The organism is Variovorax sp. WS11, from assembly GCF_010499245.1.
Taxonomy (GTDB): Bacteria; Pseudomonadota; Gammaproteobacteria; order Burkholderiales; family Burkholderiaceae_C; genus Variovorax.
The window spans coordinates 977,236-990,692 of record NZ_JAAGOW010000004.1; the positions used below are offsets into that span (position 1 = coordinate 977,236).

Consider the following 13,457-nt stretch of genomic DNA (forward strand, 5'->3'; position numbering starts at 1 on the left):
GGATGAAAGTGCTGCGAACAGCAACTGCATCGTTCCCCATCGGGAACTTCGCGGGCAATGCGCCCCAGGCGGTGGGTTGGCGCTCGGCCTGTGATTAGGCACTACCGCGTCAGCGGTTTAGTCCCAAGGCATGAAATGTGGTCGACCACATTTCATGCCAAAGTGCCAGGCGTTTCCCTTCTTGGTCTGGTGCATCTCGGGATCGCGCGTGTTGCCCGCGTTCTTGGTCGAGCTGGGCGCTGCGATGATGGTCGCGTCCACGATGGTGCCCGCGCGCATCAGAAGGCCCTGCTCGGCAAGATGAGCGTTGATCTCCTCGAACAGGGCCTTGGTGAGGTCGTTGTCCAGCAGCAGTCGCCTGAACTTCAGCAGCGTGGTGGCGTCGGGCACCGCCTCGCGCGACAAGTCAATGCCCACGAAGTCGCGCAGCGCCTGGCTGTCGTACAGCGCATCTTCCAGCGCCTCGTCGGCCAAGCCGTACCACTGCTGCAAACAGTACATGCGCAGCATCCGGGGAACACCGATCGGCTGTCGGCCGACGCGTCCGCTCGTGGGGTACAGCGGCTCGATCACGGCGATCAAACGAGACCACGGCACGACGCGCTCCATGTCAGCCAGAAACTTCTCGTGGCGCGTGCGCTTCTTCTTCATCGCGTACTCGGCTCTTGCAAAACTGCGTTGGTTCATCTCGGTGGTGCTGTGGAGTTGCTCTGTCTTCACGCATGCACGGGCCGTGCCCGTCGCGAACTATTGATCAGCGTTTCCCTAGAGGCTCACGCACTTGGCGGCTTGATCGCGCGCACCGCCAGGGCCGCGTCACGCCACCTCATGTCGCCGTGCAGCAGTGCGACGGCCTCGGTGTGCTCGCGCTGCTCCTGGGTCAATCGGGCAAGTGGCAGCGCGCCCAGCGCGCGCGCCCCCGCCGACACCGCTCGCCACACGGCCGCACCGACGCTGCCCCAGTTCTTGAACAGTTCGAACAGCGGCCCCGTTTCGAGGGTTGGGCGGTGATGTTGCCCGCCACGACCCGTGCCCGCACGGATGATCTGGTCCATCACAACAGCGATGCGATCGAAGCGCAGCGACTCGGCCACGCAGAACACCAGCAGCATCTGAGGCTCGAATCGCTCGCGCACATCGTTCATCCTGGGCACGCCGCGAATCGCGGCGTCGATGCCATGCACGTTGCGCGTCACCTTGTCCAGCGTGCTCGGGTACCGACCCGACGCGTGCCCGCCCACCCTGTGGCAGTAGAGGTCCTGCGGGTCGAACACCAGCTCGATGCCCTCGTCTGCCCTGCTGAAGCTCGGGAATAACTCGACCGTGAACGCCGGACCCAGCCGACAGATGCGGTAGCGCGCGCCGTCGTCCCGGATCAGCCCGCTCTCCTCGGTGACCGAGTCTCGGATCGCGGCGATTTCCTCAAGCCAACGCTCGTCGAGGTGGAGCTTGTGCATGGCGGTCTTTTACGCGCGGCGACCCTGGGCGCACATCCCCAACCCAGTGGAGCCGGCACTCGAGGTCAGCTTTAGAGTGGACGGGCGAACACACGGACTCGGCCAACAGCTGACGTTCGGCAACGTCGACTTCCGTAGCAGAGCGCCTGATGTCCGAGTGGTTCCGGTGGCGGCGGCCGGAGCGTGACGCTTTACGCAAACCCTTGTCGGGGCGACAAGCTGGTTCTCGTCGTCTAGCACGCACCGAAGGCGGCTCCGTTGCGTTTTCGGCAGGAACCGGAACCTGCCACACCTTCAACAGCAACACGATGGTTGTGGTCAGACTGATGGTGATAAGCGCACGTCCGGGCGACGCGGCCAAGGGAGGCCGCGAGATCCGCGGATCATGTGCAGGCCTCGCTAGCGGGCGGCGTGCCTATGCAGCGTGAGCCGGATCGCGCCTGCACCGCCGGGACCGCGAGTGTCCTGCACGCTACCGCGGGCGGTAGCGGACCTGACGCGGCGGCGTCGACAGGTCGACGAGCACCAGCATAGACTCCTTGAAAGCGTCGGTCTCGAATCCCGGCGTCACCTCAAAGGGCTGGTTCGGAAAGACGACGACCTTCAACACGCGCGCGCCCTGCCGCTCAGCTACGGGCATCCATTGCGTGTAGTCGGTGTTCCTGAGGAAGTCCACTGTACCGGGAGGGGCCGCCCTGGTCGGTGCCCGATCCAGTCGGACCTCGAATAGCTTGAACCTGCTCTCGCCGGCGTTGACGGACATCGGCGCCGTCTCCTTGCCGTCCCATGTCGTGACCGCCTGACCCGACGAGTCGTTGAAGGCGACCTTGAGCGTGGCGGGGTTTGCCGAGGGCGCCGCCGCCTCCGCGCAGGATTCGGCTGCCGTGTTCGAGGACACGCTGCAGAAGACGACCCGGTTGACGTCGATGCCGCGTTCCTTCAGGTGACGGATGTCGAACTGCTTCTGACAGCCGCCGGCCATTCTCACGCCTTCCGCGCTGTAGCACTTGCCGTCCGTGACGGTCCAGCGCCACAACCGGGCACCCTCCGGCGACTCATCCGCAGGCGTCGCCGCGGTGCGCACGGGCGCCAGCGACTGCTGCGTCAGCATGTAGTAGTACGGGATCGGGATCGCCGAGCGCATCACCGAATTCCCGATATTGACATCGAAGAAGGACCGCAACTCGATATGGATCGGATCGTTCGCGCTGTCGGGTTTCGCGATCGACAGGTGATCCTTGTTTGGGATGGAAAGTCCGTCGGGGAAGTAGCGCATGGCCGATGTCCTCGAAACGACCATTAGATCCGTCCACATGCAGGTGAACTTGTTGACGAAGGCGCAGGTGATCGGGTTCGTCTCCGCGAACTCCCGGCCGTAGAGCTTCCACCCGCGCGTGACGTCGTCCTTGCCCACGAGGTTCTGGAAGGTCTGCAGGAGCTCGTTGAGGAAGTCGCTGCCGGGCTTAAGCTGTGAGAGCATCTTGTTACTGGGCACCACCGACACCACGGGATTCAGGCGCCATAGTGCCTCGCTGCCCTCGCTCGGCGAGGCCACGAGGAACAGCCCGATCCTCTTGCGACGCAGCTTTGCTTCTCCCTGGCGCTGAGCCAGCATGTAGCGAAGTAACACGCCGCCTGTGCTGTGGGCGACGAACACGATGTTCGTGTGGTCCAGCACCGAACGTCCGATCTGCGGATCGCTGCGTGCGAGCTCGTTCCAGATGCCCTGACTGGCGTCGAAGAGCGAGTAGTCCCCGCTTGTCAGCGCCGTGTAGAACGGAAGCAGGACGATCGAGGCACGATCAAACATCCCGTCGGAGCGCACTAGCTCGGGCCAGTACGTCCCGTTCGCGCTCAGCCAGGCTTCGCGATTGTTCGAGTTGAAGCCGTGGATGAACACGATCACCGTGTCGGTGTTGCGGCAGCGATGCCAGACAAGCGCGCGCGTCCTGTCCTCCGCGGGCGCGCCACCCTGCGTCTGGCAGGGATGGGTGAAGCCCGGGGCGAACTCGGCCGGTTCGGCCGCGAAGGCAGGACGTTGCACGGCCACGAAGGCCGACACGATGACCGCGCCGAGCGCGATCCACAATCTAAACGTCATCGCAACTCCTCCACGGGATGCGCCCTGAATGGGCCACGCTCCACCGGCCGCGAGCTATCGGTTCGCGTCGCATGGCCTTCAGCCCCGACGATAACGTCGCCGCCAGCCACCCGCAACCCTCCCGCAGTCGGCAGGACCCGTCTATTGCCGCGAGGGCGAGGGGTATACCCGCGTGGCGCTGCGGACCATCTGCTGCGCATTGGGGCCCTGTAAGAACTCCCCATCGGGGTGCAACCTGGTCGCGCATCCATGGGTGGTCTGGTGGCACGGGCCTCCTGGATTATCGCAAAGGTCACGCCCAGCAATGTAGCCAACCACTCCCTCGCGCCGGTTGGCCAGCCGCTCACAGCCCACGCTGAACGGCGGCTTACCGGCAGTCCACCGAGGCGGAGCGAACGTCAGCAATGGGTCGAAACCGCCAGCTCGGTTCGCGCCGTCGAACGACCGGAGTCGGTCTTGAAGCGACGCACGATTGGCGCGACCCGAGGACCGCTCATGGCCAACTGCCGTCGGATCGGGCTAGCAGCGGTCTTTCGCTAAACCGGTAACGCGGGGCCATCGTCCGACTGCCGCAGTGCCACCGCCTTGTACAGAGAGGCAAGCGACTCGCGAATTGCCTGTGTTATCCCAGGTAGCCTGGCCATCTCGCCTTCGGTAATATTGGCTCCGAGCAAGGGGATGCTGGCGGACGCCGCTTCGATAATGACAGCCGACATCGTCTTGAGCGTTTCCCGGAGTGCCGAATCGGCGTGATGTGTCCGCGGCGACGCATTGAGCACGGCAACGGGCTTGTTGACGAACGGCTCAAAGCTGACCAGCCAGTCGAGCGCATTTTTGATCGTTCCCGTCACGCCATGCGCGTATTCAGGGCTGGCGATCAGTAGCGCATCGGCTGCTGCAATCTCGGCCCGCAGTCGCGCGACGCTGGATGGCACATGGGACTCAAGATCGGGATTGAAGAGAGGAAGTTCGCCAATCTCGGAACACAACACGACCTCAATATTCGAGGGAGCAAGGCGTGCTGCCGTACGCAGGAGAGCAGAGGCGCGCGCCGCATGTGCCAGGGCGTTTCAAGCCCCCTGTGCCATCTTCAACAACGGCCGCTCCTCAAGTGTATGGAGGCCCTGCTTGGCTTATTCAGGTACAACCACAGGTCTGAGCCGTCAGGTTCGGGCTACGTGGAGGGGCCGAGCCTGTGACTGGACGCAGCCTCAAGAGGCGAAGGATGATCATGACCACCGCAAAGTCCGCCCCCCGCAAGACCGCCGCCAAAAAGACAACGGCCAAGAGGGCAGTGAAGAAAGCTCCTGCCAAGAAGACCGCGGCGAAGCGGCCCACGGCCCAGTTCCGCCAGGGCGCGGTGGCTAGCAACGGACTGAAGAGTTTTGCTCTGCATAGCCTGGATGCCTCCTCCAAGCCCGCCGTGAACGCCATGGCCGCCGCACGGGCCGCGCAACCTGTCTTCGCGTTCGCGGGGGGGGCTGGCCCGCAGGCCATGGACCCCGAGACCGCCGCGCGCGGCTACCTCGAACAAGCCCTTGCGAGTGACGCCACGCCGCAGTTCGCCCTGCCCGTGGCGAACAAGGTGCCCAGCGAGTTCAAGAGCCTGGGCACCGAGGCCATCCCGCTGACAGGCACGACGACCGTCAAGTTCCGCCAGACCTTCGGCAAGATCCCCGTCTACGGCTCGCTGGTGACCGTGGAGCTGGACATGCAGAACCAGCTGATCGGCATCAACTCGGCGCTGGGCACGCCCATAGGCGTGAAGCCCGTCGCGTCGATCTCGGCCGCAAACGCGGTGAGCGCGGTCAAGGCCTACCCCGGTTACAGCAAGAAGCTGGACGGCGTAGTGCCGCGCCTGAACTACTATTACGACAACGGCGCCTCCAAATGGCGGCTGGTGTTCATCCTGGAAGATGTGCCTGTCGTGCCCGACAAGAAGGGCCCATCGCCCGTTCTAATGGACTATGTCGTGGACGCGCACACCGGCAAGGTCGTCACGGCAACCCCTCGCACGCCCACGGCCGCGACCTCGGGCACGGGCATCGACGGGCTGGGCGAGACACGCACCTTCGAGACCGACAAGACGGGCAACGTCAACCTGATGAAGGACTCGACGCTGAACGTGCAGACCTTCGACTTCGGCTTCCGTGACCCGGTGACCGGCGAAGCCCTGCTGCCGGGCAAGCCCATCAAGAATCCGCCGGTCTTCTCGCCCTCGGCCGTCAGCGCGCATGCCAACGCGGAGGCCGTGTCGCTGTTTCTGCGCAACGTGCTCAAGCGCAACAACATTGACAACCAGGGCGGGCTGATGCGATCCAGCATCAACTGTGTGGACCGCAGCGACAGCCCCGACGGCAAGCAATGGGTCAACGCGTTCTGGAACGGCCGCCAGATGGTGTACGGGCAACGCTTGGCCGGCACCACCTTTCTGTCCATGTCCGTGGCGCTGGACGTGGTGGGCCACGAGATGTTCCACGGCGTAACCGACAAGACCTCGCGGCTGGAATATGCCAAGCAGTCCGGCGCGCTGAACGAGTCGTATTCGGATATTTTCGGCATCATCATCGCCAACAACGCGAACCCCAACCCCGTCACTTGGAACTGGCTGATCGGTGCCGGGCTGACGCCTAGTGGTGCCCCGTTCCGCGACATGAGCGACCCGACGCGCTTCAACCAGCCGGACAACATGAAGAGCTTTGTGGTGCTGCCCAACACGCCCAACGGCGACAACGGCGGCGTGCACATCAACAGCGGCATCCACAACAAGGCCGCCTTCAACGTGCTGGTCGCCAAGAAAGCTGGCAAGCTCGCCTTCAAACCCCAGGAGGTCGCGGCCATCTTCTACCTGGCCCTGACGCAGCGCTTGTCGCGCACCTCGCAGTTCGCCGACAGCCGGCGCGCCGTGCTCGACAGCGCGCGCACGCTGTTCCGCGCCCTGCCTGCCGCCGAGCTGGCGAGCCGGATCACGGCCATCGAGGGCGCGTTCTCCGCCGTTGGGATCAACTGATGGCCATTGCCGTCGTGTTCTTCGACCTCGGCGACACGCTGGTCACGTCCGATCGGAAGTGGATTGCCGGCGCCAAAGCGCTGCTGAAGGACCTGCACCAGGCACAACTGCGCCTGGGCATCATCTCCAACACCGAAGGCGTTCCCGACCGGGTGGCCATCCTGAAGCTGCTGCCCACGGACTTCAAGCTGTCGGCCTTCGAGGAGAAGCTGGTGATCTTCTCGTCCGAGGTGGGTGCAGTGAAGCCATCGCGAGCCATCTTCGACAAGGCCGTTGCACAGACCGGGCTGCCGACCAGCCAGTGCCTCTTCTGCGGCGAAAACGTCATCGAGACCCTGATGGCACAGCAGGCGGGGCTGCGCGCGCTGCGCGTGCTGCCGCCGCCTGGCGACCTGCCCGCACTGTCGAAGCAGATCCGGGAGTTCGTGACGCTGAGCGCCTAGATGACCACGAGGGAGAGCGGGCCAAAGTGGGGGCTACACACAATACTGTTCGGATAGAATAATTTGATGCATAATGACTGCCGTCGCAACGACGGAGTCGAGCATGGCGAGAACCAAGGCGGTCCTGGGAAGTGGGGCAAGGCTGGCTGACTTTCTGAGTGCCAGCCTGCTGGCGCGGGTCGTGCCGGCCGAGCTGGTGAATGCGGTGCTCGATGCCCACGGCTGCAACTCGCAGCGCGTGCGCAGCTTTCCGGCGGTGGCAGGGGCGTACTACTGCATGGCCCTGAGCCTGTACCCCGAGGCCGCGTACGAGGAAGTGTTCGCGGCCGTGTCGCAGGGCCTGGCCTGGGCGGCCGGCGCTGCCGAGCCACCCCGGGTGACAAAGTCCTCGATCAGCGGCTTGCGCAGCAAGATCGGCGCGGCGCCGATGCGTGAACTGGTCGAGCGCTGCTGCGTGCCCATGGCTGACGCCCAGGCGCACCCCCACGCGTTCTATGCCGGCCTGAGGCTGGTCGCCATTGACGGCAGCACCTTCGAGCTGCCTGACGAGGCGGAGAACGCGGCGCATTTCGGCTACCCGGGCAGCCGAATCGGCCGCGCTGGCTACCCGCAGGCACGATGCATGGTCCTGGTGGAGTGCGCGACGCACGCGATCCTGTGTGCCAACCTGGGGCCCTACCCTAGCGGCGAGTGGGAGCTGTTCCAGCCGCTGTTGCCCCGGCTGGGGCCGGGCATGCTGTGCCTGGCCGACCGGGGGTTCAACGGCTTCGAGCACTGGCAGCAGGCGCAAGCCACCGGGGCGCAGTTGCTCTGGCGCTGCGTGGGCAACCGCCAGATGCCCGTGCATCGCATGCTCGACGATGGTTCGTACCTCAGTGCCATCCATCCCACCGGTGTGAGCCGCAGCGAGGCGACGAGCCAAGCCATCGTGGTGCGCGTCATCGAGTACGCCTTGCCGGGACTGGCCGATGCAGAACCGCGCTACCGACTGTTGACCACGTTGCTGGACCCGCAGGTCGCCCCGGCGTTGGAGCTGGCAGCGGTGTACCACCAGCGCTGGGAGATCGAGGGCGTATTCGACGAGCTCAAGACGCACCTGCGACAGAGCCGCCGCGTGCTGCGCAGCAAGACCGCGGAGCTCGTGCGCCAGGAGTTCTATGGCTGGGTGCTGGCGCACTACTCGGTGCGCTGGCTGCTGCATCAGGGCGCCACGCGGCATCGAATGGCACATGCCGAGCTGTCCTTCACAGGGCATGTGCAGCTGCTTCGCCGCGCACAGCCCGGCTCCGGGGCCTTTCCCCCCAGCGCGCCCGAGGCGTCGACGACGATGGTTCAATGAACTGCTCGAAGCCTGCACCCGGATCCGCGCCACGCGCACGCTGAACAAGCGCTCGCCGCGGATGGTCAAGCGGCGCCACTCGCCTTACGCATCATTCGACCACCACGCGCCGACGCGCGTGCCCATCGATTGCACCCCCGAGATCATCGGCCCGCCTGGACCCCGGCCCAAGCCAGCCGATTCCCATATACCGCGTCGATTCAGGAGCTTATGCCATAAACGAACAGTATTAGGGCTACACAGCTATCTTGAGCAGCCTGCGCCGTATCGCGAATCCGGACTCGGCTTTGAGGGGCGAAGCGGTATCGGCATTGCCCGCGGTCGGAGTTCGTAGAGGAAAGTAAATCTGGTTCAACAGTAAAGGTAAATGGTTTGCCGCCTGTTGCGAAGCCCTTTTCACAATTAAACAAAACCCAAAGGGCGGGTCAATTGCTTACAGAACTCATCGCGGACTGTGAACGCCCCAGGCAGCCTTCAATCCACTTTCCGGCCTTGGCCTCGAACGCAGCTATGAGTTCCTCCCGAGTTTTGAAGCCATGAGCCAAGGCAAGTCGGCATTTGCAGCCGCCCTCGTAAGCAATGTCACCCGAGCCCCACAGCAAGCCGTCGTTAGCCAGCCGAGCAATGCGAACGGAAACTTGCCAATTGTCCCGCTCGATGTGCTTCACCTCTGTTTCTGGTTGCATGGCTTCCGCCGGCGTCAGAGCTCTCTGCTCAAGCATTTTGCAGGCTGCATAGCCCCTCTCGGTCACCTTTCCGACCACTGCCGGCGCGGCGTACCGCCAACCTTCCCCCTCCACAAGCATCGGAGGAATATCTGCATCCACAAAACCTGTTGACTTTAAAAGACAGCCAACTTCTCGATATCGTCCGCCTCCACAATTTGGAAAGGCAGTTTAGTGTCGCAGAGCGCTGCGAGCAGTTTCATAGGCAATTTCGTGTCCCCCCTCATCCGAGTTGCAGCGGAACTTTATGACAGAGTGAAGGGACGCGGTTAAGAAAAAGAGTGTTTAGGCAAAAGGGTGTATCAATCGGTAGCCGCGCGCACTGCTGTCCGGTTAAAAGTTGAACAGATTCAACTGGTTAGCGAGGTCAGGCGGTTCCGAATGGGACAGATCGGTCTGTAAGGCGCATGAGAGCTGGGTTTTCTCGAATACCGAGACCGACAAGATCTGTAGACAAGTGTAGAGAGAGGCATCGAGTTGAAGCTCCTTCCTGACAATGGCGATGAGCACGTAAGTGGCGACGGCGCACCAGACCTGCGTCTTTACCGCGTTCTCGCTGGTGCCCATGAAGTGTTTGATGCGCAGGTGCTGCTTGATCCACTTGAACAAGGGGGCGACATTCTGCCCGTCAACATCTCTCGCATGACATCGTAGTGCGCTACCGCTTCCACCCTCTTGTGGGTGGGAGCCTCGCGGTGGTCAGGGTGCACGACGTCTGCGGCGAGCCCTGCTACGTCATCCGGCGGCACGATGGCACGACGGTGTCCGTCCCCGCGTGGATGACCGAGCTTTCGGCGGGCGACGTGCAAATCGTCGAGCAATCGCGCTTGCCGCTTGCAACGCTGCTGGAGCTGCGCCGCTGGGTATCGACGTTCCTATCCTCACGGGTTTGCACAAACCCTACAGGAGAGCGCGATGCCGCCACGCCCGATGGCCCAGACAGTGCTGTTCGACGACGCCGAAGAGCAACCTCTGCCACAACTGCCGCAGGACGTTCAGATCCATCTGTTGCAGCAGATGGTGCAGTGGATGCGAGTCGTCGCCGTGGCGATCAACAAGGGAGAACGCGATGAACAAGATCACCGCTGAGCATCTGTCGCGGCGGGCGTGCGTGTATGTTCGCCAATCGACGCCGGACCAAGTTCACAACAACCTCGAGAGCCAGCGTCGGCAGTACGCGCTGGTCGATCGTGCTCGGCAACTGGGATGGGAGCGCGTGGAGGTCATCGACGACGATCTTGGCCGCTCCGGTTCAGGCACGCTGCGTCCGGGCTTCGAGCGTTTGCTGGGGTTGCTGTGCGACGGCGAGGTCGGCGCGGTGCTGAGCATCGAAGCGTCGCGCCTGGCGCGCAACGGGCGCGACTGGCACACGTTGCTGGAGTTCTGCAGCGTCGTGGGGACGTTGCTCATCGATGCGGATGGCATCTATGATCCCGCGCAGATGAACGACCGGCTGCTGCTGGGCATGAAGGGCACGATCAGCGAGATGGAGCTGGCCAGCTTTCGGCAGCGAGCGCACGAAGCAATGAAGCAAAAGGCCAAACGCGGGGAGCTTTTTATGGGCGTACCCATCGGCTACGTGCGCACCTTCGATGACCGCCTCGAGAAGGATCCCGACGAGCGCGTGCGCGCGGCCATCTATCTGGTGTTTCGCAAATTCGCCGAACTCGGCAGCGCCCGGCGCGTGTATTTCTGGCTGGGTAAGCAAGGCATCGAGATGCCGGCTGTGACGAGCGCCGGCGGCGCCGAACGAATCGTGTGGAAGGTCCCACGCTACCACAGCGTGCTGAGCCTGCTGCAGAACCCGATCTACGCAGGTGCTTACGCATACGGTCGCAGCAAGACCAGCGTGCGCATCGAGGATGGACGCAAGCGTGCCGTGCGAACCTCCCATCGCAAGCCCGAGGACTGGTCGGTGCTGATCCTCGATCATCACGAGGGCTACATCGACTGGGACGCGTATCGTGGCAACCAGGAGTTGATGGCTCACAACACCAATGGACGCGGCAGCGCGGTGCGCGGTTCGATCAGGAGCGGCAGCGCGTTGTTGTCGGGACTGCTGCGCTGCGGACATTGCGGGGCCAAGCTGTGCGTAGCCTATCCAGGCCCGACCAGCATCCGCTATCAATGCACCACGCGTATCCTCAGCCGCGACCATGCCTGCTGTGTCATGTTCGGCGGCCTCGGCGCGGATCGACTGGTGGGCGAGCAAGTGCTGCGCTGCCTGCAGCCGCTGGGACTGCAAGCGGCGCTGCAGGCCATCGATCAGCTGCAAAGCGTCGAGGACGAACGGCTGGCCCAGAAGCGTCTGGCGCTGCAGCGGGCCCGCTACGAGGTCGACCGTGCGCAGCGCCAGTACGATGCCGTGGACCCCGCCAACCGTCTTGTCGCTGGGTCATTGGAGCGGCGCTGGAACGACGCTTTGAGCGTGCAATCGCGGCTCGAGGCAGAGGTCGCGGAGTTGATGCAACAGCGCCCTGATGCGCTCAGCGACGAAACCAAGCAAGCCCTCATGTCGTTGGCCGAGGATGTGCCGCGGCTATGGGACCACCCGGACACCACGCCCGATGTCAGGAAGCGCATCGTGCGCACCGTGATCAAGGAGATCGTCGTGACCTCCGAGGGTGACTCGGTGCGCTTCATCGTGCACTGGCAAGGCGGTGATCACACCGAGCTGTGGTTGAAGAAGACGCCCACGGGTGCGCATCGCTACGTGACGAGCGCCGAGACGATCGAGCTGATCGCTTCGCTGGCTCGCCTGCAGCCCGACGAGCGCATAGCCGCCACCATCAATCGACTGGGCCACCGCACGGCGCACGGGCATACCTGGACCGCTACGCGCATCTGTTCGATCCGCAATGGCCACGGCATCGCGCCGTACCGCCAGGGCGAACGTCAGGAACGTGGTGAGCTGACCGTTGATGAGGTCGCCGCCGCTTTGCACGTCACGCCGACCACCGTGCTGCGACTGATCCGCCAGAAGGACCTTGCGGCCAAGCAAGCCTGCCGCAACGCGCCGTGGACCATTCGCCAGGCCGATCTCGATGAATTTCTCGCCGCCCGTGCCGAGCCAGGCCCGTCAACTCACGTCGCGGGCCAGCTGGCCCTTGATATTCAATGACATACGAAGGAGTGCAGTATGAAAGGCAGTCGAAGAACAACTCGACCTGCCAGCGGCTCTTGTAGAGCGCAGCGATCGTCAGCGCCGGCAAAGCCATGTGATTGGTCAGGAAGACGAGAGTCTTGCCCGACTCCGGGTCCTTGAACCGGATGCGTCGCAGGTGCTGCGGATACTTCTTCGCCGAGTAGTGCCCATTGAGCATCACTTGCTGATCGCTGATGATGCCGGTGCTGCGATCGGTGGTAGCCGAGTAGACGCGCCGAGCGTCCATCGGCGATTTGGCGCGCGTGACGAAGTAGGCGCCGGCCTGCTGCAGTGCATGCAGCCTCGCGAAGTCGACGTAGCCGCGATCCATCACATAGAACGCGCCGGCCTCGATGACCAGCATGTCCAGCACGTTCACGTCGTGCAACTTGCCGTCGCTGATGTGGATGAACGCGGGGATGGCCCCGCGCAGGTCCAGCAGGGTGTGCAGCTTGATCGCCGCTTTGGTGGAGCGAAACGGCGCCCAGGAGAACAGGCTCAAGCACAGGTCGATGGTGCTGGAGTCCAGGGCGTAGACCGTGTTGTCCAATTCCACGCCGAGCACCGCATCGCCCACGTAGAGCTTGCGCGCGCGACGGATCAGCACCGCCGCCAGGTCGGACCAGATGCGCCAATCGCGCGACTCGTTCGCATCGGCCAGGGTCGATCGCTTGACCGCCGCGCGAAAACCCATCGCATAGAGCTTGCTGGCATTGGCGGACAGGCTGACCTCGATATCGCGCAGGCTCTCTCGCCACGTCAACTGGGCGAATGCCATGGCGCGGAACTGCTCGGCACAGGTCAGTGTGCGAACGCCCGAGTTGCCACCATAGCGATTCACGATTCGGGCGAAGCTGGTCCATGGAACGAACTCCATGAGTTGAGCGAACAAGGTCTTGCCGACGTACACGCGTGCTCCCCAGGGCTGTCAGACCCCGGAAAGTACGCGGTTCCTCGCGATCGACGTTCAAGTCGGCACCAAACAAAATCGGCCTGCGGCCCGCGCCAGTGCTTGATCTCAGGTTCGGCGCGGGTCATTTAACCGGACAGCAGTGAGCCGCGCGAAAGAATCAGCTGGGCGGCGAGCGTACTGCCGCTGACCTCTATCGCGGCGGCTAACCATACCTGCTCGCACTGGTTGCCGCGCGCGACCAATGCCGCGCACGCCTAACGGCAGCTGGATGCGTTCGGCAAAGTCATGCGGAGCGCCATCTGGCAAGAGCCCGATGAAGGCATC

Annotated in this window: 9 protein-coding genes and 4 pseudogenes; 6 read left to right on the forward strand and 7 right to left on the reverse strand. The window is 63.7% G+C overall.

The window, feature by feature from the left end; all coding sequences use genetic code 11:
• Positions 1-150: 150 nt before the first annotated feature.
• Together GXN78_RS34100 and GXN78_RS34105 are read right to left on the reverse strand one after the other, a co-directional pair.
• Positions 151-687: pseudogene (locus GXN78_RS34100) on the reverse strand (IS5 family transposase); the annotation flags it as partial.
• An 86-nt stretch (positions 688-773) separates the two neighbouring features.
• Positions 774-1,457 carry a hypothetical protein gene (locus GXN78_RS34105; protein WP_106560447.1) on the reverse strand — a complete coding sequence of 228 codons (684 nt, stop codon included), beginning with the start codon at positions 1,455-1,457 and terminating at the stop codon, positions 774-776.
• 245 nt (positions 1,458-1,702) lie between these two features.
• Here GXN78_RS34105 and GXN78_RS42300 point away from each other — a divergent pair.
• Positions 1,703-1,810 (forward strand): annotated as a pseudogene (locus GXN78_RS42300) (cupin); the annotation flags it as partial.
• Positions 1,811-1,929: 119 nt separating this feature from the next.
• Here GXN78_RS42300 and GXN78_RS34110 read toward each other — a convergent pair.
• Both GXN78_RS34110 and GXN78_RS34115 read right to left on the reverse strand, forming a co-directional pair.
• The gene (locus GXN78_RS34110; RefSeq protein WP_164256125.1) at positions 1,930-3,558 is read right to left on the reverse strand and encodes a hypothetical protein; all 1,629 of its coding nucleotides are present in this window, start codon (positions 3,556-3,558) and stop codon (positions 1,930-1,932) included.
• Positions 3,559-4,094: 536 nt separating this feature from the next.
• On the reverse strand, positions 4,095-4,550 hold the full coding sequence (locus GXN78_RS34115) for an NAD(P)H-dependent oxidoreductase (protein ID WP_343231037.1): 456 nt from the start codon (positions 4,548-4,550) through the stop codon (positions 4,095-4,097).
• 239 nt (positions 4,551-4,789) lie between these two features.
• Here GXN78_RS34115 and GXN78_RS34120 point away from each other — a divergent pair, with 239 nt between their 5' ends.
• The 3 genes from GXN78_RS34120 to GXN78_RS34130 all read left to right on the forward strand — a co-directional run bounded on the left by GXN78_RS34120 (position 4,790) and on the right by GXN78_RS34130 (position 8,350).
• A complete protein-coding gene (locus tag GXN78_RS34120) occupies positions 4,790-6,568 on the forward strand; it encodes a M4 family metallopeptidase (RefSeq protein WP_164256128.1) in 1,779 nt (592 codons plus the stop codon).
• On the forward strand, positions 6,568-7,011 hold the full coding sequence (locus GXN78_RS34125; protein WP_106560443.1) for an HAD-IA family hydrolase: 444 nt from the start codon (positions 6,568-6,570) through the stop codon (positions 7,009-7,011). The genes GXN78_RS34120 and GXN78_RS34125 overlap by 1 nt, the downstream gene beginning before the upstream one ends.
• Positions 7,012-7,114: 103 nt before the next feature.
• Positions 7,115-8,350: an IS4 family transposase gene (locus tag GXN78_RS34130; RefSeq protein ID WP_164256131.1), complete on the forward strand. Its 1,236-nt coding sequence runs from the start codon at positions 7,115-7,117 to the stop codon at positions 8,348-8,350.
• Positions 8,351-8,775: 425 nt separating this feature from the next.
• Here the strand turns inward: GXN78_RS34130 and GXN78_RS34135 are convergent, their stop codons facing one another.
• Both GXN78_RS34135 and GXN78_RS34140 read right to left on the reverse strand, forming a co-directional pair.
• Positions 8,776-9,072 (reverse strand): hypothetical protein, encoded by a 297-nt coding sequence (locus GXN78_RS34135; protein ID WP_146163182.1) that lies wholly within the window; start codon positions 9,070-9,072, stop codon positions 8,776-8,778.
• 336 nt (positions 9,073-9,408) lie between these two features.
• Positions 9,409-9,681 (reverse strand): annotated as a pseudogene (locus GXN78_RS34140) (IS4 family transposase); the annotation flags it as partial.
• Positions 9,682-9,990: 309 nt separating this feature from the next.
• On the opposite strand from GXN78_RS34140, the gene GXN78_RS41675 reads away from it, so the two are divergent.
• Positions 9,991-10,164: a hypothetical protein gene (locus tag GXN78_RS41675; protein WP_239142847.1), complete on the forward strand. Its 174-nt coding sequence runs from the start codon at positions 9,991-9,993 to the stop codon at positions 10,162-10,164.
• The gene (locus tag GXN78_RS34150) at positions 10,145-12,196 is read left to right on the forward strand and encodes a recombinase family protein (protein WP_106561492.1); all 2,052 of its coding nucleotides are present in this window, start codon (positions 10,145-10,147) and stop codon (positions 12,194-12,196) included. Before GXN78_RS41675 ends, GXN78_RS34150 begins: the two co-directional genes overlap by 20 nt.
• A gap of 31 nt (positions 12,197-12,227) precedes the next feature.
• Here the strand turns inward: GXN78_RS34150 and GXN78_RS34155 are convergent.
• A pseudogene (locus GXN78_RS34155) lies at positions 12,228-13,130 on the reverse strand (IS4 family transposase); the annotation flags it as partial.
• Positions 13,131-13,457 lie beyond the last annotated feature (327 nt).